We start from the raw sequence: 21,052 nt of genomic DNA on the forward strand, positions 1-21,052 counted from the left end.
TGCAGTTGAAATCATTCAAATTAGGAAAGTGTATCTCTCAATAACAACAAGACAAAATGCCAACTATACAACAGTTAGTACGTAAAGGTAGAGAGCAAATGACTTGGAAGTCAAAATCTCCAGCCTTAGATTCTTGTCCACAACGTCGTGGCGTTTGTACAAGGGTATATACTACAACGCCAAAGAAACCAAACTCTGCGATGCGTAAAGTAGCCCGTGTACGTTTGACAAATGGTAAAGAAGTAAACGCATACATTCCAGGTGAAGGTCACAACTTGCAAGAGCACTCAATCGTATTGATTCGTGGTGGTCGTGTGAAAGACTTACCAGGGGTTCGTTACCACATTATCCGTGGTGCATTGGATACTGCAGGTGTTAACGGTCGTCGTCAGCGTCGTTCTAAATACGGTGCTAAACGTCCTAAGCCAGGTCAAGTACAAGCTCCAGTAAAAGGCGGAAAAGGCGGTAAGAAAAAGTAATTTGAAAATTTGAAAATTCGTTAGTTTGAAAATGTAAAGTATTCATTTTCAAATCTTCAGATTGTCATATTTCCAAATTCAACAACCAGTCCAGTATGCTAAGTTAAGAGCAGAAGCTTGGGCTATCATTAAAAAACTTAACAAATCCAATGAGAAAGGCAAAACCAAAGAAAAGATACGTGTTACCTGATCCTAAATTTAGAGATGTAATGGTAACTAAGTTTGTTAACAACTTGATGTACGATGGTAAAAAATCAACGGCATTCAACATTTTTTACGGTGCATTAGACAAAGTTGAAGATAGAACAAAAGAAAACGGTTTGGAAACGTTCAAAAAAGCTTTGAACAACGTAATGCCAGCTGTAGAAGTAAAAAGCCGTCGTGTAGGTGGTGCTACATTCCAAGTACCAACAGAAGTACGTGCAGATCGTAAATTGTCAGTAGGTATGAAGTGGTTGATTCTTTATGCTCGTAAGCGTGGAGAAAAAACAATGGTCGATCGTTTAGCTGGTGAAATCATCGCTGCTGCTAAAGGTGAAGGTGCTGCTGTTAAGAAAAAAGACGATACACACCGCATGGCGGAAGCGAACAAAGCGTTCTCACACTTCCGTTTCTAATTCTAATCAAGTTAACAACACTCAGAGATACACACAAAGAAAGGCAAACTCAGTAATGGGTTTGCCTTTGCTTTTGTTATAAAGTACTATTGATAAAATATAACATTGTATTCAGGTTATTTACTGTTTGAAAATCAGTATTTTATAAAGTATTTATGATTTTTTGCTCAAAAAGTTTGGTAAATGCCTTGTGAATTCCTAATTTTGCATTCCAAACAAAAGGGTCTTGTGGCCGAGTGGCTAGGCAGAGCTCTGCAAAAGCTTCCACAGCGGTTCGAATCCGCTCGAGACCTCAAAAGCGTAATTAGTGAAAGCTAGTTGCGCTTTTTTTATGCCTTCTTTTGCTAAAACTTGATTATATCTTCATAAAAGTAAAGCCAAAGAGATAGTCTTAATAGGATAAGCAAATACTTTTGAGCATACTTTTTTTAATTATCTGCTAAATAAGTTTTATTACTTTTTCAAAAGTTTATCTTCTCTTAGAGTCGGGGCTGAAAAGTAACAAACCTCTAGCTTTATCTTTATTTATTAATATTTTTTCTTCAAGGATAGAGTTAAAATCTACTCTCTCAATAAATAAGTACTTTTAGTATTTTTCCAAGAATTAGTATTTTACAAAGATTACTAATTCTATCATATTGCTATGCTATTTTTGCTGTATAAAAACTGAGAAAAAAAATGATAAAAATCATACTGATGTACGCAAATTGAACAGTGACAAGGATGGTGGAATCAAAAAAATGAACTAAATTCGAAGCTTTAATTTAGTATATTCAGTATCTCTTAAATGCTGAATAAGTAAAGCTAAGTGAATCAAAATGAACTAGCTGATTTTGTGGAAATTATATAGGAGATTTTTAAGCCGTATATTCAACAAAATTGCAAATAACTTAGAATTGTTCTAAATAGTTCGTAACTATACTAATTTTGCTGAAAATCAATAATAAATAAATTGGTTCGTAATTATTCCGATTGTACTTTTGTGACCCGAAATAGTGTGTTTCTTCTACTTTTTTGCCTTATTTTTTCGATTGAAAAGTCTAAAAATAAGCGGAAGTCTCAGATTATTAGGTAAATAGTTTAGCGTAGTACTTAATTATTAAAATTAGTTTATAGATTCTTATGATAACCATGAAACGCTTGAAAATTGTTGCTTTGACAATGCTACTGGGAATGTTTGCCTCGGTTGTAAGAGTAAATGCTCAGGATGTAGCAGAAGGAGAGCAAATTTTCAAAAACAACTGTGCGGCTTGTCACAATACAAGTGCAGAACCTTTAGTGGGGCCAGGCCTTCAAGGTGTAGGTCAAAGAAGACCGTTGGATTGGATTGTAAAGTGGGTTCACAACCCTCAGGCTGTTATCGCCAGTGGTGATAAATATGCTAACGATCTTTACAACAAGTTTGGTAAGGCTCAGATGACGGCATATCCGGGTTATTCGGAAGCTCAAATCAAGAGTGTACTTGCTTATATTGATGCTCAGAATGCAGCTCCAGCTGCTCCAGCAGCAGGTGCAGCCCCAGCGGCAGGCGCAGCTGCTCCAGCAGCGGAATCTAACGGTGGAATGCTACAATATATCCTAATCGCACTTCTTGGTGTGATGGTGTTGGTATTGGTTGCATTGTTGTCAATTGTTACTACGCTCTCTAAATTGGCATCGGTATCTGCTGAAGAAGCTGAAAGTATTCCTTTGTTACAAAGAATTGCTGAAAATGGTAAAAAATTAGCAGCAAATAATGCTTTCAAAACAGGTGCAGCTCTTTTGATTACCTTATTGATTGGTAAAGCAACGATTGATGCTGCTTATGGTGTAGGTATTCACCAAGGATATGCTCCTGAACAGCCAATCCATTTCTCTCACAAACTTCACGCAGGTGACTATCAAATCAACTGTGGGTATTGCCACACAGGTGTTTACAAAGGTAAAGGTGCTAACGTTCCTTCTCCAAACATTTGTATGAACTGTCACAATACAATCAAGCGTGAGTCTCCAGAAATTCAAAAAATTTACCGTGCTATCGAAAAAGATGAGCCAATCCAGTGGATTCGTGTTCACAACTTGCCTGATTTGGCATACTTTAACCACGCCCAGCATACTAATGTGGCTGGTTTAGAGTGTCAAAACTGTCACGGTGAAATTCAAAAAATGGAAGTAGTAGAACAACGCTCAACATTAACAATGGGTTGGTGTATTGACTGTCACAGAAAAACTGACGTAAATACAAAAGGCAACGCATATTATGATAAGCTTGTTGAAATCCATAATAAAGAAAACAAAGAGCCTTTGAAAGTTGCTAACATCGGAGGTTTGGAGTGTTCAAAATGTCACTACTAAGAAGTCAAATGTCAGAAGCAAAAAACAAAAACGTTTTTCTTGCTTCTGACTTGTTACTTCATTTTAATATTCAATAGTTTCTGTTTATACTATTATAATATATATGGAAAATACTACAAAAAGGTATTGGAGAGGGATTGAGGAGTTAACTAACGATGCTGAGTTCGTTAAATATGCAGACCGTGAGTTCGGTGATGCCCCATCAGCAGACGAGAAAGAAGGTGCTATCTTCGATGGTACAGGATCTCATCGTCGTGATTTCTTAAAAGTGTTAGGTTTCGGTATGTCGGCGGTAGCATTGGCAGCTTGTGAAGCTCCAGTTAAGAATACGATTCCGTACTTAAATAAGCCAGAAGATGTTGAGCCTACTATTGCTAACTGGTATGCTTCAACTTTTGTAGATGGCGGTGAATACGCTTCTATTTTGGTAAAGACACGTGAAGGTCGCCCTATCAAAATTGAAGGTAACAAAGCTTCTTCTGTATCTAAAGGTGCTCTTTCTGGACGTGCTCAAGCGTCTGTTTTGAGTCTTTATGATAACGAAAAACTAAAAGGACCTCAAATCGCAGGTAAGGCTGCTGATTGGGCTTCTGTAGATAAAGAAATCATCTCTGGATTGGCTAAAGGTGGACAAATCAGAATTGTAACAAATTCTATCTTGTCTCCTACGACTAAGAAAGTTATTGGTGATTTCGTTGCTAAATACCCAACGACTAAAGTTGTTACTTATGACGCAAACTCGTTGTCAGGTTTAGTCGCAGCTAACGGAGTACTACCAAGCTTTGATTTTAGCAAGGCAAAGACAATCGTTTCTTTGGGTGCTGACTTCTTAGGTACTTGGATTTCTCCATCTGAATTTGCTGCACAGTGGGCTAAAACTCGTCGTGTATCTTCTGCAAAAGGTGGAAACAAAGAAATGTCTCGTCACTATCAGTTTGAGACTATTATGTCTAACACTGGTGCTAACGCTGACTACCGTGCAACATATAAGCCATCTCAAGAAGGTTTAGTTGCAACAGCTCTTTATAATGCTGTAGCGGCAAAAGTAGGTGCTCCTGCTTTATCAACATCTGCGGTAAAAGTTGAGTATTTGGAGAAAGCTGCTGCTGACTTAGTTGCTTCAAAAGGTGCTTCTATCGTAGTATCTGGTTCAAATGACGCTTCTGTTCAAGCTGTTGTAGCTGCAATCAACGGATTGGTTGGTGCTTATGGTACAACAATTGATTTAGGAACTCCAGCTAACTACCGTCAAGGTTCTGATGCTGAAATGAATCAGTTCATTAACGAAGCTAAATCTGGAGCAATTGCTGCGGTTATCTTCTACAACGCAAACCCAGTTTACAACCACCCACGTGGTGCTGAATTGGCTGAAGCTCTTCCAAAAATTGCTTTAACAATTGCGACAAACGATAGAGCTGACGAAACAGCTTCATTGGTAAAATATAACACTCCTGACTCTCACTTCTTGGAGTCTTGGAACGATGCTGAGCCTAAAAAAGGTTTCTTCTCATTGACTCAGCCTACTATTTCAACGATTTTTAAAACTCGTCAAATTCAATCTAGCTTATTAACATGGGCTGGTTTGAATGCTGATTATGCAACATATTTGGAGACTAACTGGACTAGCAACATTTTGAAAGCTGGAAAAGTACAATGGTCACAAGTATTGCATGATGGTGTTTATGAGTTTGGTTCAACACCTAGCGCTGCTGCTCCTGCTGTGAACTTGGCTGATGCCGCTGCTGCTATCTCTAAGAACTACAAAGCTTCTTCAGATAAATTAGAATTAGCAGTGTATGAGAAAGTAAGTATGGGTACTGGTTCTCAAGCAAACAACCCTTGGTTACAAGAGTTGCCTGAGCCAGTGTCTAAAGCTTGTTGGACAAACTATTTGGCAGTTTCTCAAAAGACAGCTGCTGAATTGAAATTAGAGCAAGACAAAGAAGCTGAGTTGACTATTGGTGGCAAGTCTATCAAATTGCCAGTATTAGTTCAACCAGGTCAAGCAAATGGTACTATCGCTGTAGCTATTGGTTACGGACGTACAAAAGCTGGTAAATCAGCTGATGGAGTAGGTGCTAATGCTTATCCTTTCATCTCAACTGTTAATGGTACGTTAGCATTCTTCAATACTGGAGATGTAGCTATCAAATCAACTGGAGAAGAGGTTAAAATTGCTCAAACACAAACACACAATACTGTAATGGCTCGTGAGGCTGTTGTTCAGGAAACAGTATTGTCTGAATACAAAAAGAATGTAGAAGCAGGACGTTTCAAACCAGAAATCTTAACAGCTGAAGGTAAGAAAACTGCAACTGATATTTCATTGTGGAATGGTCACAAATACAACAACCACGCTTGGGGTATGGTGATTGACTTAAATACTTGTACTGGATGTAGTGCATGTGTGGTGTCATGTTCTGCTGAAAACAACGTTCCAGTTGTAGGTCGTCAAGAAGTTATCAACCGTCGTGAAATGCACTGGATGCGTATCGACCGTTATTATTCTTCTGATGCGGATATCGAAGATTTAAAAGGATTGGAAGTAGCTTCTGAAAACCCAGAAGTTGTATTCCAACCAATGTTGTGTCAACACTGTAACAACGCTCCTTGTGAAACAGTATGTCCTGTATTAGCTACTACTCACTCAACAGAGGGCTTGAACCAAATGACTTACAACCGTTGTATCGGTACACGTTACTGTGCTAACAACTGTCCATACAAAGTACGTCGTTTCAACTGGTTCCGTTATTTCCAAACTGACGATTTCGATTTCCATTTGAACAATGACTTAGGTCGTATGGTATTGAACCCAGACGTAACGGTTCGTTCACGTGGGGTAATGGAAAAATGTTCGATGTGTGTTCAACGTATCCAAGCTGGTAAGTTGGAAGCTAAGAAAGAGAAGAGAAGACCAAAAGATGGAGAAATCCAAGTGGCTTGTGCTCAATCTTGTCCAACAAGCGCTATTACTTTCGGAGATATGAATGATCCAGAATCAGAAATTTCAAAAGTATTAGAAGCTGAAAAAGTTGGCCGTTCGTTCGGTGTGATTGAAGAAATCAACGTTAAGCCAAATATCTCTTACTTAGTAAAAGTACGTAACAAAGAAAGAGAAGCAAAAAAGGCTGAGGGCGAGGCAAAAGAACACGCATAAGTAAAGAAATTAGAGAGGGAGAAATCCCTCTCGTATAAGAACATAACGAATTTAAAACTATTAAATCTTAAAATATGTCGCACGTAGTATCACCAATAAGAGAAACCCTCGTAGGAGGTGGTAGATCTTATCACGATGTAACACAAGACATCTGCAAGCAAGTTGAAGGTGAACCAACGAAAGAGTGGAAAATTGCCTTTTCTGTGTCTTGTGTGATTTTCGCCTATGGTGCCTATTGTTTAGGTTACACATGGTGGCAAGGAATTGGAGTTTGGGGTTTGAACAAGACCGTAGGTTGGGCTTGGGACATTACAAACTTCGTATGGTGGGTAGGTATCGGTCACGCTGGTACGCTTATCTCTGCTGTATTGTTGTTGTTCCGTCAAAAATGGAGAACTTCAATTAACCGTGCAGCAGAAGCGATGACAATCTTCGCAGTATTATGTGCTGCTTCATTTATCTTGGCTCACATGGGTCGTCCTTGGTTGGCTCACTGGGCATTGCCACTTCCAAACACATTTGGTTCTATCTGGGTTAACTTCAACTCACCATTGGTTTGGGACGTATTTGCTATCTCAACTTATCTTTCTGTTTCATTGGTATTCTGGTATTTAGGTCTTATTCCTGACTTGGCTACAATTCGTGACCGTGCTCAAACTAAGGCTTCTAAATTCTGGTACGGCTTGTTCTCTGTAGGTTGGACTGGTTCTGCTAAAACTTGGGCTCGTTATGAATATGTGTCTTTGATTTTGGCGGGTATCTCTACCCCTCTTGTACTTTCTGTACACACAATTGTATCAATGGACTTTGCTACTTCGGTAATTCCGGGATGGCACACAACTATCTTCCCTCCATACTTCGTTGCGGGTGCAATCTTCTCAGGTTTTGCTATGGTGCAAACTTTGTTGTTGATTACTCGTGTTGCGTTTAAATTGGAAGATTACATCACAATGGAACACATCGAAATGATGAACATCATCATTACAGTAACAGGTTCTATTGTTGGTATTGCTTACTTAACTGAGTTCTTCATTGCTTGGTACTCAGGTGTAGAATACGAAAGCTACTGTTTCATCAACCGTGCATTTGGACCGTACTGGTGGGCTTATTGGATGATGATGACATGTAACGTAATTTCTCCACAGTTGTTCTGGTTCAAGAGTATTCGTACAAATATCCTTATTTCATTCATCCTTTCGGTTGTTGTGAACGTGGGTATGTGGTTCGAACGTTTTGTAATCATCGTTTCTTCATTGCACCGTGACTATATTCCATCTTCTTGGGCAATGTTCTCTCCAACGATGTACGATATTGGTGACTATATTTTCTCATTCGGTTTATTCTTCACATTATTCTTCTTGTTTGCTAAGTTTTTGCCAGTAATCAACATGGCAGAGGTGAAAGCCGTAATGAAAGGAGTTTCTTCTAACTATCCTTATAAGAAGAAATCTGAAGGAGGAAAAGAATCCGTTACTCATTAATAATCATTCAAAAGGGAAGGTGCAGAAAACTTCTGCACCACTTCTAACTTTTGAAATTAATATCAAGACATAACGAATATTAAAATGAATACAACAGAAAAATACTTGGTTGGAGTTTACGACGATGAGGACGAGGTATTACACGCAGTAACTGAAGTAAAAGGAAAAGGCGTGAAAATTGAAGAAGTATATACTCCTTTCCCAATCCACGGACTTGATACTGCTATCGGTCACCCACGTACAAGAATTCCTATTGCTGCATTCTTGTTTGGTTTAACAGGTTTGACTTGTGCTCAGTTCTTGATCAATTATACAATGGTTTTTGACTGGCCAATGATTATTGGTGGTAAGGATTTCTTTGCATTGCCTGACTGGATTCCAGTTACTTTCGAAGGTACAGTATTGTTCACTGCATTTGGTATGGTATTTACCTTTTTTGTATCAAATAGCTTGTGGCCAGGAAAAACGCCTAAAACGTTTGATTTAAGAAGTACTGACGATAAGTTCATCATGACAATCAACATGGGAACTAATAAGAAATCAGAAGCTGAAATTGAAGAAATTTTGAAAGCTTCGGGTGCTATCGAAGTGAATGTAAAGCAATTTTAAACATTGATTCATAGGAATACCCTAAAGCAATGTTCAACGACTAATTAAAATCAAAAATATGTTAACTAATAAATACATAGGTCTGTTTTTATCGGGAGTTGTTGCTTTATCTGCAACTTCTTGTAAAGATAGCCATAATGACACAGGGACAGAGTTTGCGCCAAACATGTATCACTCGGTTGCATACGAACCAATGACACAAACTGAGGGTGAGTTGAATACAATCAACCCTTATGGTATGAACATGCGTACTCCTGTTAAAGGAACTGTACCACGCGAAAAATTTGCTGCGGCAGATGGTGATACCGTAAACAGCAAATTAATGAAAATGGATATGATTGCTCGTAATATCGGTAAAGACGATATGGCTTCATCTGAGGCTTTGTTGTCGAACCCATATCCAGCAACCCCTGAAAACATTGAAGCAGGTAAGACTCAATATGAAAGATATTGCCAACACTGCCACGGTGAAGCTGGTAAAGGCGATGGCTTAGTAGCAAAAATGTACAAAGGGGTTCCAGTTTATTCATCGGATGCCTTGAAAAGTGTAAACGACGGTCATATTTACCATACTATTACTCATGGTAAAGGACGTATGTGGTCACACGCTTCTCAAATTTCTTCGGCAGACCGTTGGAAAATTGTACTTTACGTACATGAATTGCAAAAGCAGTAATTTACAGTTTTGTAGTTATTACGCTTAGTCAAAAAAAGCATCAATTTAGATGCAATCTTTCATACTATTAAACTTACAAACTTATAAGTATAATGGCGGGACATTCACATTTTTCCCCAGCAAACGTCGAGGAGTTTTATGAATTTACTCCGGAGGCACGCAAGAGAGTGATCACAGCAATGATCATTGGTGCTGTGCTTTTGGGTATTGGCGTTTTCTTTTTAGGAAGTGGTGAGCACGAAGCTGCTCACGCAGTGGCAGGTCATGCTGCTGAACATGGCGGAGAGCACCTTTCTGGTGGTGCTGTTTCTCACCATGAAACATCTTGGAATCCACTAAATCGTCTTTGGGTTAACCTTTGGATGAACGGTGTTTTCTTCTCAGGTATTGCCGTAATCGGTATGTTCTTTGTTGCAGTACAATACCTTGCTAAGGCAGGTTGGTCGTCTGTAGTAAAAAGAATCCCTGAAGCTTTCCCTAAATTTTTGTATTTTACTTTCCCTGTATTGCTTTTGTTATTTGTATTCAAAGGTGATGTGATTTTCCACTGGATGCACCATGGAATTACAGACCCTGCAAGTGAGCATTATGATAAAATTATTGCAGGTAAAAAAGGATATTTGAATTTCACATTCTTCTTAGTTCGTTTGGTTGCCATCTTTACTGTATGGATTGTTCTTTGGAACATGATGCGTAAAAAGTCAATCGAAGAGGATTTGAATGGAGGAACACAGAACTTTTTTGATATGGTACGTATCGGTACTGGTTTCGTTGTAGCAATGGGTATTTCTTCTTCATTGTCTGCTTGGGACTGGGTTATGTCAATCGATACTCACTGGTTTTCAACAATGTTTGGATGGTACATGTTCTCTAGCTGGCATGTAACTGGTTTAGCTACAATTACATTGACTGTATTGTTCTTGAAAGACAAAGGATACATGCAGTATGTTAGCGATAGCCACTTGCATGACTTAGGTAAGTTTATGTTTGCATTCTCTATTTTCTGGACTTATGTATGGTTTGCTCAATTCTTGTTGATTTACTATGCTAACATGCCAGAAGAAACTATCTATTTCTTAGAGCGTTGGGAAGGACACAACAAAGTGTACAAAGCAGTTGAAATCTTGAACGTATTCATGAATTTCTTCTTCCCATTCTTAATCATGATGACTCGTGATGCAAAACGTACTCCGATTTTCTTGAAAATCTGTTGTTTCTTTGTCATTGTAGGTCACTACTTGGATTTCTACCAGATGATTATGCCGGGTACGGTAGGTCCTCACGGAGGGTTCGGATTAGTTGAATTTGGTAGTGTTATTTTGTTTGCTTCAGCATTTGTATATGTTGTTTCTACAGAATTGACAAAAGCGTCTTTGGTTGCTAAAAACCACCCATTCTTGGAGGAGTCGCTTCACCACGATATTTAGTGGCTTATCGGGTGCCTACGGGCATCCGATAATTTTCTCAAAATTTTCGGATTCAGTAAAACAATTTTGCTGAACATCATATTTTAGAATTAGATTCAAAACAATAAATTAATTCAGACATGACATATCTAATAGGTCTTTTGTCAGTAGTATTCTTAGTTTTGGCAATTATGATTGTCTCTAAGAGTATTGCTCTTTCGAAAGGTATTCAGGGTGCTGATGACTCCGATGCTCGCGTAGATGGGGCCAATAATGGTAATGCCTTTGGTTTTCTAGTATTCCTTGTATTGGGTTCTATTGCCGCTGCGTGGTCTTTTCTTCACTCTCAGCCAGACTTTTTACCAATTGCTGCTTCAGAGCATGGTTTGAAAACAGACCAAATGTTCTGGATTTCAATGGGTATTGTTACTGCTGCGTTCTTCTTAACTAACACATTGTTGTTTGTTTTTGCATTCTTGTATCGTTACAAGAAAAACAATGTAGCTACTTTCTATCCAGTAAACCACAAGTTAGAAATCATTTGGACAATTATTCCAGCTATTGTAATGGCCGTTTTGGTATTTACAGGATGGAGAATTTGGAGAGATATTACAAAACAAGCTCCAGAAAATGCAGTTGTAATTGAAGTAACTGGTCACCAATTTGGTTGGTATGTACGTTACGCTGGTAACGATGATAACAAGTTGGGTAACCAAAACTATAAATTGATTGACGATACAAACCAAATTGGTATCGACTTTACTGACGAGAGTTCTTTTGACGACTTTACAGCAAACGAATTGCACTTACCAAAAGGTGTACCTGTTTTGTTGAAAATTAAAGCACAGGACGTACTTCACTCTGTTTATTTACCATATCAAAGAGTTAAAATGGATGCCGTTCCTGGTATGCCTACTAAATTCTGGTTTGTGGCAAACAAATCTACAGATGAAATGCGTGCAGAGTTAGGTAAATCTGATTTCAACTATAAGTTGAACTGTACAGAAATCTGTGGTCGTGGTCACTTCGGTATGGCTATCACAGTATTTGTTGATGAACCAGAAGATTATAAAGCTTGGGTTGCACAACAGAAACCTTTCTTGACTCAAAATCCTGACTATCTAGCTAAAGTACCTGAAAAGTTGAAAGGAAAAGCTCAAAAGTATGTTCCTGCTGAAGCTCCTGCTGCTGAATCAGATAGTACTCAAGCTGCTGCTGGTGCAGCTCCTGCGACGGCTTCTTTGAGAAGATAATCAATTTTTGAAATAGAGTTTGAACAAATACTATTAGAATAATCATTGTAATCTATGGCAACTGCGACACTACACGCAAACGACGCTCACGCACACGGTCATGACCACGAGCACGAGCATCATGAGCCTGGCTTCATCAGAAAGTATATTTTCTCTGAAGACCACAAAACAATTGCTAAGCAATATTTGATTACAGGTATCATCTGGGCTTTCTTCGGTGGTGCTTTGTCAATTATCTTCCGTTTACAACTTGGTTTCCCTAACATGAACCTTGACTGGTTGAAACCAGTATTGGGTGAGTGGATAGTGGAAGGTAAATTGGAAAAAGAGTTTTATCTAGCACTAGTAACAATGCATGGTACTATCATGGTATTCTTTGTATTGACTGCTGGTTTGTCGGGTACATTCTCAAACTTCTTGATTCCACTACAGATTGGAGCAAGAGATATGGCTTCAGGTTTCCTAAACATGTTGTCATATTGGTTCTTCTTCTTATCATCTGTAATCATGTTTGCGTCTCTTTTCATTGAGACAGGTCCTGCTTCAGGTGGTTGGGTAATTTATCCTCCATTGTCTGCACTTCCACAAGCTATGCCAGGTTCAGGCTTAGGTATGACTATGTGGTTGACAAGTATGACATTCTTTATTGTGTCTCAGTTGTTAGGTGGTGTTAACTATATCACTACAGTTATCAACTTGCGTACAAGAGGTATGTCATTTACTAAAATGCCTTTGACTATTTGGGCGTTTTTCTTTACTGCGGTATTAGGTTTATTATCTTTCCCAGTATTGTTGTCTGCTGCTTTATTGTTGATTTTTGACCGTAGCTTCGGTACATCATTTTATCTATCTGAAATCTATATCGGTGGTGAAGCGCTTCCAAACGTAGGTGGTTCAGCTATTTTGTACCAACACTTGTTCTGGTTCTTAGGTCACCCTGAGGTATATATTGTATTGTTGCCTGCTTTAGGTATTACTTCTGAAGTTATTGCAACTAACGCTCGTAAACCTATCTTCGGTTACCGTGCCATGATTGGATCTATGATGGGTATTACAGTTCTTGCGTTTATCGTATGGGCTCACCACATGTTCGTAACTGGTATGAACCCATTCCTAGGTTCAGTGTTTATGTTCTTAACGTTGATTATTGCTGTTCCTTCAGCAGTTAAGGCGTTTAACTACATTACAACGCTTTGGAAAGGTAATATCATCTTTACACCGGGTATGTTGTTCTCTATCGGTCTTGTATCGTTGTTTATCTCTGGTGGTGTTACTGGTATTATCTTAGGTAACTCTGCATTGGATATCAACTTGCACGATACATATTTCGTAGTAGCTCACTTCCACTTGGTAATGGGTGCTGCATCTTTCTTCGGATTGTTGGCAGGTGTGTATCACTGGTTCCCTAAATTGTTTGGTCGTATGATGAACAACACTTTAGGTTATATCCACTTCTGGTTGACATTTGCAGGTGTTTACTGTGTATTCTTCCCAATGCACTATATTGGTATCGCAGGTTTCCCTCGTCGTTACTATTCATTTACTGCTTTAGCAAATAATGCACAAGATACATTTGCTGATATGAACGCATTTATCTCAATCGCTGCGATTTTGACTTTTGCTTCTCAAGCAATCTTTGCATTCAACTTCTTCTATTCAATTTTCAAAGGTAAGAAAGCTACTCAAAACCCTTGGAATTCGAATACTTTGGAATGGACTACTCCAATCATTGTAGGTCACGGAAACTGGGAAGGAGAAATTCCAGCAGTATATCGTTGGCCTTATGACTACAGCAAGCCAGGTTCAGCATCTGACTTTATTCCTCAAAATGTTCCTTTCTCAGCAACTCCTGAGTCGAACTTACCTGAGGAAAATGAAGAAATTGCTAACGAAAAAGAAATTGAAGGTTTGTTGGCAGTACAAAATGATGTTTACAATCATTAATAGCTCCATATATTGATTTGAGAATGTAGAGTGTGGAAAATCTACACTCTACATTCTCAAATTTATTTTATGAATTACCTAATTATACTTTTCAAGATTTGATTCTTTTGAATCAGTCTAAAATCCAATTTTAAATTTATGTGGTTCCGTAAGCTTGGTCTTGTTACAATTGTCTCGATTTACTTATTAGTATTGGCAGGTGGTATTGTAAGAAGCACGGGGTCGGGAATGGGTTGTCCGGACTGGCCAAAGTGTTTTGGCATGTGGGTTCCTCCCACAGAGGTAAGTCAGTTACCTCCAAATTATCAGGAAATTTATGCTGAGAAGCTTCATGGAGAGGTAGAGTTTAATCCTGTAAAAACATGGATTGAATATGTGAACAGATTGATTGGTGCGTTTACAGGTATTGTCGTTTTTGGCGTATTTGTAGCGTCGTTTAGTTACCGTAAAAGAGATAAAATATTAATATTCTTATCATTTTTATCGGTAGTGTTGATTGGTGCAAATGCTGCATTAGGAAAATTTGTAGTTGACTCGTTTTTGAAACCTGGTGTTGTTACAGCACACATGTTGTTAGCAATTTTAGTAGTATTTGTGCTACTTTACTCTATAGCAAGAGCGTGGTCTGAAGTTATTGAGACTGAAAAAGTTACAAATAAATCCATTTTAAACAAGATATTAATGCTTCTTTTGATTTTGTCAACCGCTCAGGTATTGATTGGAACACAGGTTAGAGAAGCTATCGATAAAATTATTGCAAATCCAATTTTTGGTTACGACCGCTCTACTTGGATAGAGCAATTAGGTTTGTCTTTTTACATACATCGCTCTTTCTCATTAATATTATTAGGACTACATGTTTATTTGATTATTCAACTCAAAAAGAATATTCAAGCAAAAGGAATTCTTTATAATTTCCTCAGGGCATTAGTACTTCTAGTAATAGTTGAAATTGTATCAGGCGCTGTAATGGCGTATTTTAGTGTACCAGCTTATATTCAACCTGTACACTTAACATTAGCAATTGTAGCACTTGGATTACAGTTTGTAATCTTATTGTTACTCAATTCTGGAAAAGTATTTCAAAAGGAAACGGCGTAAACGAACGTCAAGTAACAAATGGTTACCACAAACGAAAACATCTCAATAGGTATAGCTGGTAAAGTAAAAGCATATTATGAGTTATTAAAGTTTAGATTATCGTTCTTAGTAGCATTTTCTGGAGCATTTGGCTATTCACTTGCCGTAGAAAGAATCGATTGGGAACGATTAACCTTGATAAGTTTGGCAGGTCTTCTGATTACAGGAGCCGCAAATATTGTCAACCAAGTTAAAGAGATTGAGCTAGATAAACTCATGAAACGTACAGCTGGTCGACCTCTTCCGACAGGGCGGTTATCTGTCAAAGAAGCATCAATATTTTGTTTGATTTTGTTATTGCTATCAAGCTATATATTGTTTTTTGAGTTCAACTTCAAAGCAGGTGTTATTGGCGTTCTTTCATTTATTTTATATGGATTTGTATATACTCCTCTCAAAAGAGTAGGTCCCATTTCTGTATTTGTAGGTGCAATTCCTGGGGCATTTCCTCCAATGATTGGTTGGATTGCCGCTACAAATCACTTTGGATTAGAGCCTGGTATTTTGTTTGCTATCCAGTTCTTTTGGCAATTCCCCCACTTTTGGGCGATTGCATGGGTAGCTGATGAAGACTATCAAAAAGCAGGATTTAAAATGCTTCCTAACAATGGGCACAAAGATTTGCGTACAGCAATAACCATTATGATATATACCATATTTTTGGTTCCATGTGGTTTTGTTCCTTATATGCTTGGCATGGCTGGCGTCAATTCTGCAATGATTGCTGTACTTTGTGGAGTATTGTTTTTATCTCAAACCTTTTACTTGATGATGAAGCCAACAGATAAATCAGCGTTAATGATGATGTTTGGCTCCTTTATTTATCTCCCTATCGTTCAAATTGCTTTTTTGATGGATAAGGTATAGTTTGTAAAATATTTAGAGAGAAACAACAAGCAAAAACTTAATATAATGACACAAGAACATTTGAGAGATATAGATATGGGTGAAGAGCCTGTAAAAACTATGTCGATGAACCCAAAGAAGTTTATGCTATGGCTTGCAATTGCATCAATTACAATGATGTTTGCTGGTTGGACTTCTGGATATTTAGTAAGAAAAGCTGAAGGGAATTGGCATGAATTTGACTTACCAAATATTTTCCTGTATTCTACAGGAGTATTAGTCGTAAGTAGTGTGTTTATGCATTTGGCAGTAAAGGCAGCAAAAAAAGATAACTTCAATACACTCAAAATAGCAATTTCTATTACTTTTGCATTTGGGATGGCCTTTTTGTTTATGCAATGGTATGGCTTTTCAGACCTTGTAAAGAACCAATTGCACTTCTCTGGAAGTGATGTCGCATCCTCTTGGATTTATATTTTTGTAGGTATCCACGGGTTGCATATTATCTCAGGGTTGATTGTACTTTTATTCTCGTTGGTATCATCTTTCAGATTGAGTATCAACTCTAACAACCTAACACGCATACAACTTTGTGCCACTTATTGGCACTTCCTTGATGGACTCTGGTTGTATTTGTTCTTTTTCTTGTATTTTAATCGTTAGTATTTAACGGTAATTGATAATCTAGTAATTAATATTTAACCAAAAAAGTAAAAAAGATGTCTTCAATTCACGCAGCACCTGCTGTTCCTGAGAAACTGACATGGGCGGGTGGTTCAGAACCTTTGAAAGCGAGCTATGGAAAACTAATGATGTGGTTCTTCTTGCTTTCAGATACTTTTACATTCTCAGCGTTGTTGGTCTCTTACGGAATGATCCGTTTTAGTCAACCTGCTTGGACAGGCGCTCACGAAAAGTTCTACTTCGCTACAACTCACTGGCCTATCCCTGAGAAAGTATTCGAGGCGATGCCATTCTTCCACGGCGAAGCTCCATTGGTGTTTGTTGGTATTATGACATTCATCTTGATTTTTAGTTCTGTAACAATGGTATTAGCAGTAGAAGCTGGTCACAGAGGCGACCGTGCTGCTGTTGAAAAATGGTTGTTGTGGACAATTATCGGTGGTTTTACTTTCTTAGGTTCTCAAGCTTGGGAATGGTCTCACTTTATTGCTGGTCCTCATGACCTAGTAAAAGCAGCGAAAGATGCTTTGGGTAATCCAATCGTTGGGGCTAATCTTACAGAAAACCCTTATGGACCTCCAGCATTTGCAGACTTGTTCTTCTTTATTACAGGTTTCCACGGAACTCACGTATTTTCAGGTGTAATTTTGATTATCATGGTGTTCTTTAACACTGCTACAGGTTTGTACGACCGACGTGGTCACTACGAGATGGTAGAGAAAGTAGGTCTTTACTGGCACTTTGTAGACCTTGTATGGGTATTCGTATTTACATTCTTCTATTTGGTTTAGTCTTTATGAGAAAATGTCATGGGTAAATTTTATCCATGACATCATATATTTTTGAAAATATCTCTGAAATTATGGCATCACACGCACACTCTCACGCAACTGAGGAAAAAGTAATTCCACCAGCACAAACTGGCGCTATCTGGAAAACATTCTGGATTCTTTTGATTTTGACTGCGATTGAATTTATTATCGCATTTACAATGCATGCAAGTAGTCTTCGTGTAGCAATCTTTGCTGGAATGACTATTGTTAAAGCATTCTATATCATTGGTGAATTCATGCACTTAAAGCACGAAGTAAAAACCTTGATTTGGATGATTTTACTTCCAGTTGTTTTTGTTGTATGGTTGTTGACTGCATTACTTTTCGAAGGCGGTCACTTGTATTGATCATTAGCAATAAAGGTAGGCTGGCAAAATGCCAGCCTGTATTTTATTCAAGTGTAAAGCATGATAAATATGCAAAAAGGTATAAAAGCTGGAATTCTAATCGTAGCATTAGCGGTTCCAGCTTTAATTTTTTTATTCTTGAGAGGTTTTGGTGAAAACCATTACAAACTCCCAAAGTTGATTCCTGTGATTGATTCAACTACAGGTTATATTAAAATGAAGAAAAACCCTAATCCAAAATGGGATGAACCCGAAATGGATACCGTTTTTCATACTATTCCTGATTGGACATTGACTAATGAGGAAGGTAAGTCGTTTTCTAATAAACAGCTTGCTGGAAAAATTTATGTAGCAGATTTCTTCTTTACAAGATGTACTTCTATCTGCCCCAAAATATCTACTCAGCTGACAAGAGTACAGGATACTTTTGGACAAGACAAAGATGTCGAATTTGCGTCGTTCACGGTTGACCCTTCACACGATACGCCCGCAATGTTGCAAGAATATGCCAAGCAATATGATGCTATTCCAGGGAAATGGCATTTCTTAACAGGTACACGTCAGCAATTATATCCATTGGCTGTAAAAGGATATTACATCCCTGTGGCGGATGCTTCTGAATATGATAAGGCTGTAAAAACCCCTGATGAGACTTTTATTCATTCAGAAAAATTAATTCTAGTAGACAAAGAAGGTTATATTCGAGGATTTTATGATGGAACAGATAAGAAAGATGTAGATCGCCTGATGCTCGAAATTAAAGTACTTCAAAAAATTTACGAAACAGAAAAGTAATTATTGAAGTTATATCAATAAAAAAACTTAATAGATAATTCACACATGGCATCTTTCTCGATTCAGAAGGATAAAAAGAACGATAAAATCGTTAATATCCTTGCTATCGTTATTCCAGTTGCGGTTGCACTTTTAATAGGTATTCGCCAAAAGATTGATTTAGGAAGTTGGACTAAAATATTGCCACATGTAATTGGTATTTTAAATACCACTACTTCCATTACACTCATATTAGGGTATTCTTATATTAAAAAACAAAACCTTGAAGGGCATCGCAAAATGATGATGCTTTCTTTTGCACAAGGAGCATTGTTTTTGGTACTTTATATCTTATATCATATTTCAAATGATTCAACCCCTTATGGAGGAGAAGGTCTATTACGCCCCATTTATTACTTTTTCTTACTTACTCACATTCTGTTGTCTGTAGGAGTCGTTTGGTTTGTACTTAAAGCAGTATATTTTGCATTGAGTAATCAGATAGCAGAACATAAAAAAGTTGTAAAATGGGCATTTCCTTTATGGCTTTATGTATCTGTAACAGGCGTAATAGTTTACTTGATGATTTCTCCGTATTATCAATAATTCAAGTTTTATGAAAAAGGTATTATTAGTTTTATTGCTAAGTGTAGTTTCGACTACCATGAGTTTTGCTCAATGTGCTATGTGCCGTTCAGTAGTGGAAAGTACCGTATCGAATGGAAGAAGCCAAATTGCATCAAATCTAAACACAGGAATTTTATATCTCCTATCTGTACCCTATGTATTGGCAATGGTCATTGGTTTTCTTTGGTGGAGAACTTCCAACCAAGGTTTAAGCCCAAAAGATATTATGCGTCAAAAACTGAAGCAAGCATTCAAATAACAAAAATCCTGTCTCGAACGAGACAGGATTTTTGTTATAATAGGCTTAAATGTATGCCTATTCCCAAAGAGGATAGTGTTGAAGTCGAATCTGTTCTCCAAAAAATATTTTTGTAGAAGTTTCAAATGATTGAGTATAATCAGAAACATAAAAGTGACGAATATGAGCGTTCATTTCATTGAGTAAATGATTGCTTTCTAAATAATCATAAAGAGATTTTGCTACAATTTCAGAAGTATCTAATACCGTTACCTTTCCATTATAGTATTGGTTAATCTGTTTTTTGATAAGTGGATAATGAGTACAGCCCAAAATTAACGCTTCGATATCGTCTAATGTATCGTTTTGGAGGTATTCATTAATAATACTTTCAGATATGTTATGATTAAAAAAACCTTCTTCGATCATAGGAGCTAAAAGTGGCGTCGCCAAAGACTTAAGCGTAATTCCTTTTTCAAGAAAGTCTATCTTTTTTCTGTAAATATTGGAGTTTACGGTTTGTTTGGTACCGATCAACCCAATGGTTTTGTTGGCATAATTTTCTCCAAGAAAAGCCACCACAGGGTCAATTACATTCATGACTTTCGCCTTGCTACCCACATATTCTTTGACTAATTCGTACGCAGCTGCCGAGGCCGAATTACAAGCAATTAAAATTACCTTGCATTTTTGTTGTAATAAAACATTACAAATTTTGATAGAATATGCCTGAATGGCTGTCGCAGACTTGTCGCCATAAGGCAAATGTGCGGTATCACCAAAGTAGATGATATTTTCGTTTGGGAGTAATCTCGTAACGGCATGCGCTACGGTGAGTCCACCAATACCACTATCAAAAATTCCAATTGGAGCGGATGTATGCATAAATAAGGTTGAGTAAAAAGGAATTGCCGAAAATATAAGCTGTTTTTCAGAAAAAATTTCGTAAAGTTGAAAATTCATTACAACTCATGCAACCTTTCTAGCACCTTTTTCATCTACCTATTACAAAACTAAACCAAGACAATTATCGTGAAAATTTTACAACTCGGCGGTTTATCACTCTTTCAAAGTGAAGAAGCTTTGGTTAAAGCCTGTCAGAAAGGCGACCCCAAAGCTCAGCGAAGAGTGTATGAAAAATACTCCTCCAGAATGCTTGGAGTATGCTTTAGATATGTGCACGATGATTTTGAGGCAGAAGAAATAATGATTGAGGGCTTTGTGAAGGTTTTTGAAAAAATAGATACTTTCAAATTAGAAGGAAGTTTTGAAGGATGGATTAGAAGAGTCATGGTAAACGAAGCATTAATGTACTTGAGACGTACTAAAAATGCAAAACTTGAAATGAGCTATGATAATATCCTTTACGAACCAGAACCCGAACAATTTAGTACACAATTAGAGGTGGATGACCTAATGAAGTTGATTGAAACATTACCTATTGGTTATCGCACAGTCTTTAATTTGTACGCCATCGAAGGTTATTCTCATGCAGAAATAGCTGCATCTTTAGGAATAACAGAAAGTACTTCTAAATCACAATTATCGAGAGCTAGAGTTATATTGCAAAATGCAATAGCTCAACAAAAATCAACAGTTAATTAGCA

The 21,052-nt window shown here is 37.6% G+C and carries 20 protein-coding genes and 1 tRNA gene; 20 read left to right on the forward strand and 1 reads right to left on the reverse strand.

The genetic code is table 11. The annotated features are described in order from the left end of the window. Positions 1 to 56 precede the first annotated feature (56 nt). The 19 genes from rpsL to QM491_RS18065 all read left to right on the forward strand — a co-directional run bounded on the left by rpsL (position 57) and on the right by QM491_RS18065 (position 19,466). Positions 57 to 479, forward strand: a complete 423-nt coding sequence (gene rpsL / locus QM491_RS17975) for a 30S ribosomal protein S12 (protein ID WP_095161129.1) — start codon at positions 57 to 59, stop codon at positions 477 to 479. A gap of 149 nt (positions 480 to 628) precedes the next feature. After that, positions 629 to 1,096: a 30S ribosomal protein S7 gene (rpsG, locus tag QM491_RS17980; protein ID WP_095161130.1), complete on the forward strand. Its 468-nt coding sequence runs from the start codon at positions 629 to 631 to the stop codon at positions 1,094 to 1,096. Between the two features lie 222 nt (positions 1,097 to 1,318). Beyond that, positions 1,319 to 1,389: transfer RNA gene (locus tag QM491_RS17985), tRNA-Cys, on the forward strand. A gap of 838 nt (positions 1,390 to 2,227) precedes the next feature. Next, complete coding sequence (locus tag QM491_RS17990) at positions 2,228 to 3,430, forward strand: c-type cytochrome (RefSeq protein ID WP_283328944.1); 1,203 nt, start codon at positions 2,228 to 2,230, stop codon at positions 3,428 to 3,430. Positions 3,431 to 3,533: 103 nt separating this feature from the next. Continuing rightward, positions 3,534 to 6,587 (forward strand): TAT-variant-translocated molybdopterin oxidoreductase, encoded by a 3,054-nt coding sequence (locus tag QM491_RS17995; RefSeq protein WP_283328945.1) that lies wholly within the window; start codon positions 3,534 to 3,536, stop codon positions 6,585 to 6,587. A gap of 74 nt (positions 6,588 to 6,661) precedes the next feature. Beyond that, complete coding sequence (nrfD, locus tag QM491_RS18000) at positions 6,662 to 8,068, forward strand: NrfD/PsrC family molybdoenzyme membrane anchor subunit (RefSeq protein WP_166551575.1); 1,407 nt, start codon at positions 6,662 to 6,664, stop codon at positions 8,066 to 8,068. An 84-nt stretch (positions 8,069 to 8,152) separates the two neighbouring features. Then, entirely contained in the window at positions 8,153 to 8,677 is a 525-nt protein-coding gene (locus tag QM491_RS18005) for a DUF3341 domain-containing protein (RefSeq protein WP_166551574.1), read from the forward strand. A gap of 58 nt (positions 8,678 to 8,735) precedes the next feature. Beyond that, the gene (locus tag QM491_RS18010; RefSeq protein ID WP_095161135.1) at positions 8,736 to 9,353 is read left to right on the forward strand and encodes a c-type cytochrome; all 618 of its coding nucleotides are present in this window, start codon (positions 8,736 to 8,738) and stop codon (positions 9,351 to 9,353) included. 179 nt (positions 9,354 to 9,532) lie between these two features. Next, the gene (locus QM491_RS18015) at positions 9,533 to 10,780 is read left to right on the forward strand and encodes a quinol:cytochrome C oxidoreductase (protein WP_310589584.1); all 1,248 of its coding nucleotides are present in this window, start codon (positions 9,533 to 9,535) and stop codon (positions 10,778 to 10,780) included. 119 nt (positions 10,781 to 10,899) lie between these two features. After that, positions 10,900 to 12,012, forward strand: coding sequence for a cytochrome c oxidase subunit II (locus QM491_RS18020; RefSeq protein ID WP_283328947.1), 1,113 nt, complete (start codon positions 10,900 to 10,902; stop codon positions 12,010 to 12,012). A 54-nt stretch (positions 12,013 to 12,066) separates the two neighbouring features. Next, complete coding sequence (locus QM491_RS18025) at positions 12,067 to 13,956, forward strand: cytochrome c oxidase subunit I (RefSeq protein WP_283328948.1); 1,890 nt, start codon at positions 12,067 to 12,069, stop codon at positions 13,954 to 13,956. 138 nt (positions 13,957 to 14,094) lie between these two features. Then, positions 14,095 to 15,057, forward strand: coding sequence for a COX15/CtaA family protein (locus QM491_RS18030; protein WP_283328949.1), 963 nt, complete (start codon positions 14,095 to 14,097; stop codon positions 15,055 to 15,057). Between the two features lie 18 nt (positions 15,058 to 15,075). Next, the gene (gene cyoE, locus QM491_RS18035; protein ID WP_283328950.1) at positions 15,076 to 15,963 is read left to right on the forward strand and encodes a heme o synthase; all 888 of its coding nucleotides are present in this window, start codon (positions 15,076 to 15,078) and stop codon (positions 15,961 to 15,963) included. A 45-nt stretch (positions 15,964 to 16,008) separates the two neighbouring features. Continuing rightward, on the forward strand, positions 16,009 to 16,605 hold the full coding sequence (locus QM491_RS18040) for a cytochrome c oxidase subunit 3 (protein WP_283328951.1): 597 nt from the start codon (positions 16,009 to 16,011) through the stop codon (positions 16,603 to 16,605). 56 nt (positions 16,606 to 16,661) lie between these two features. After that, the gene (locus tag QM491_RS18045; RefSeq protein ID WP_283328952.1) at positions 16,662 to 17,417 is read left to right on the forward strand and encodes a cytochrome c oxidase subunit 3; all 756 of its coding nucleotides are present in this window, start codon (positions 16,662 to 16,664) and stop codon (positions 17,415 to 17,417) included. A 35-nt stretch (positions 17,418 to 17,452) separates the two neighbouring features. After that, positions 17,453 to 17,806 carry a cytochrome C oxidase subunit IV family protein gene (locus QM491_RS18050; protein ID WP_374761267.1) on the forward strand — a complete coding sequence of 118 codons (354 nt, stop codon included), beginning with the start codon at positions 17,453 to 17,455 and terminating at the stop codon, positions 17,804 to 17,806. Between the two features lie 69 nt (positions 17,807 to 17,875). After that, positions 17,876 to 18,601: an SCO family protein gene (locus QM491_RS18055; RefSeq protein ID WP_283328953.1), complete on the forward strand. Its 726-nt coding sequence runs from the start codon at positions 17,876 to 17,878 to the stop codon at positions 18,599 to 18,601. Between the two features lie 45 nt (positions 18,602 to 18,646). Continuing rightward, positions 18,647 to 19,186: a DUF420 domain-containing protein gene (locus QM491_RS18060; protein ID WP_283328954.1), complete on the forward strand. Its 540-nt coding sequence runs from the start codon at positions 18,647 to 18,649 to the stop codon at positions 19,184 to 19,186. 10 nt (positions 19,187 to 19,196) lie between these two features. Beyond that, on the forward strand, positions 19,197 to 19,466 hold the full coding sequence (locus QM491_RS18065) for a CAMCR motif-containing small membrane protein (protein ID WP_283328955.1): 270 nt from the start codon (positions 19,197 to 19,199) through the stop codon (positions 19,464 to 19,466). A gap of 57 nt (positions 19,467 to 19,523) precedes the next feature. Here QM491_RS18065 and murI read toward each other — a convergent pair whose 3' ends face one another. Next, positions 19,524 to 20,330, reverse strand: a complete 807-nt coding sequence (gene murI / locus QM491_RS18070) for a glutamate racemase (RefSeq protein ID WP_283328956.1) — start codon at positions 20,328 to 20,330, stop codon at positions 19,524 to 19,526. 144 nt (positions 20,331 to 20,474) lie between these two features. Here murI and QM491_RS18075 point away from each other — a divergent pair, with 144 nt between their 5' ends. After that, entirely contained in the window at positions 20,475 to 21,050 is a 576-nt protein-coding gene (locus QM491_RS18075; protein WP_166551620.1) for an RNA polymerase sigma factor, read from the forward strand. Positions 21,051 to 21,052: the final 2 nt, after the last annotated feature.

The sequence above is a fragment of the Flectobacillus longus genome, from assembly GCF_030056705.1.
In the GTDB taxonomy this organism is placed as follows: Bacteria; Bacteroidota; Bacteroidia; order Cytophagales; family Spirosomataceae; genus Flectobacillus; species Flectobacillus longus.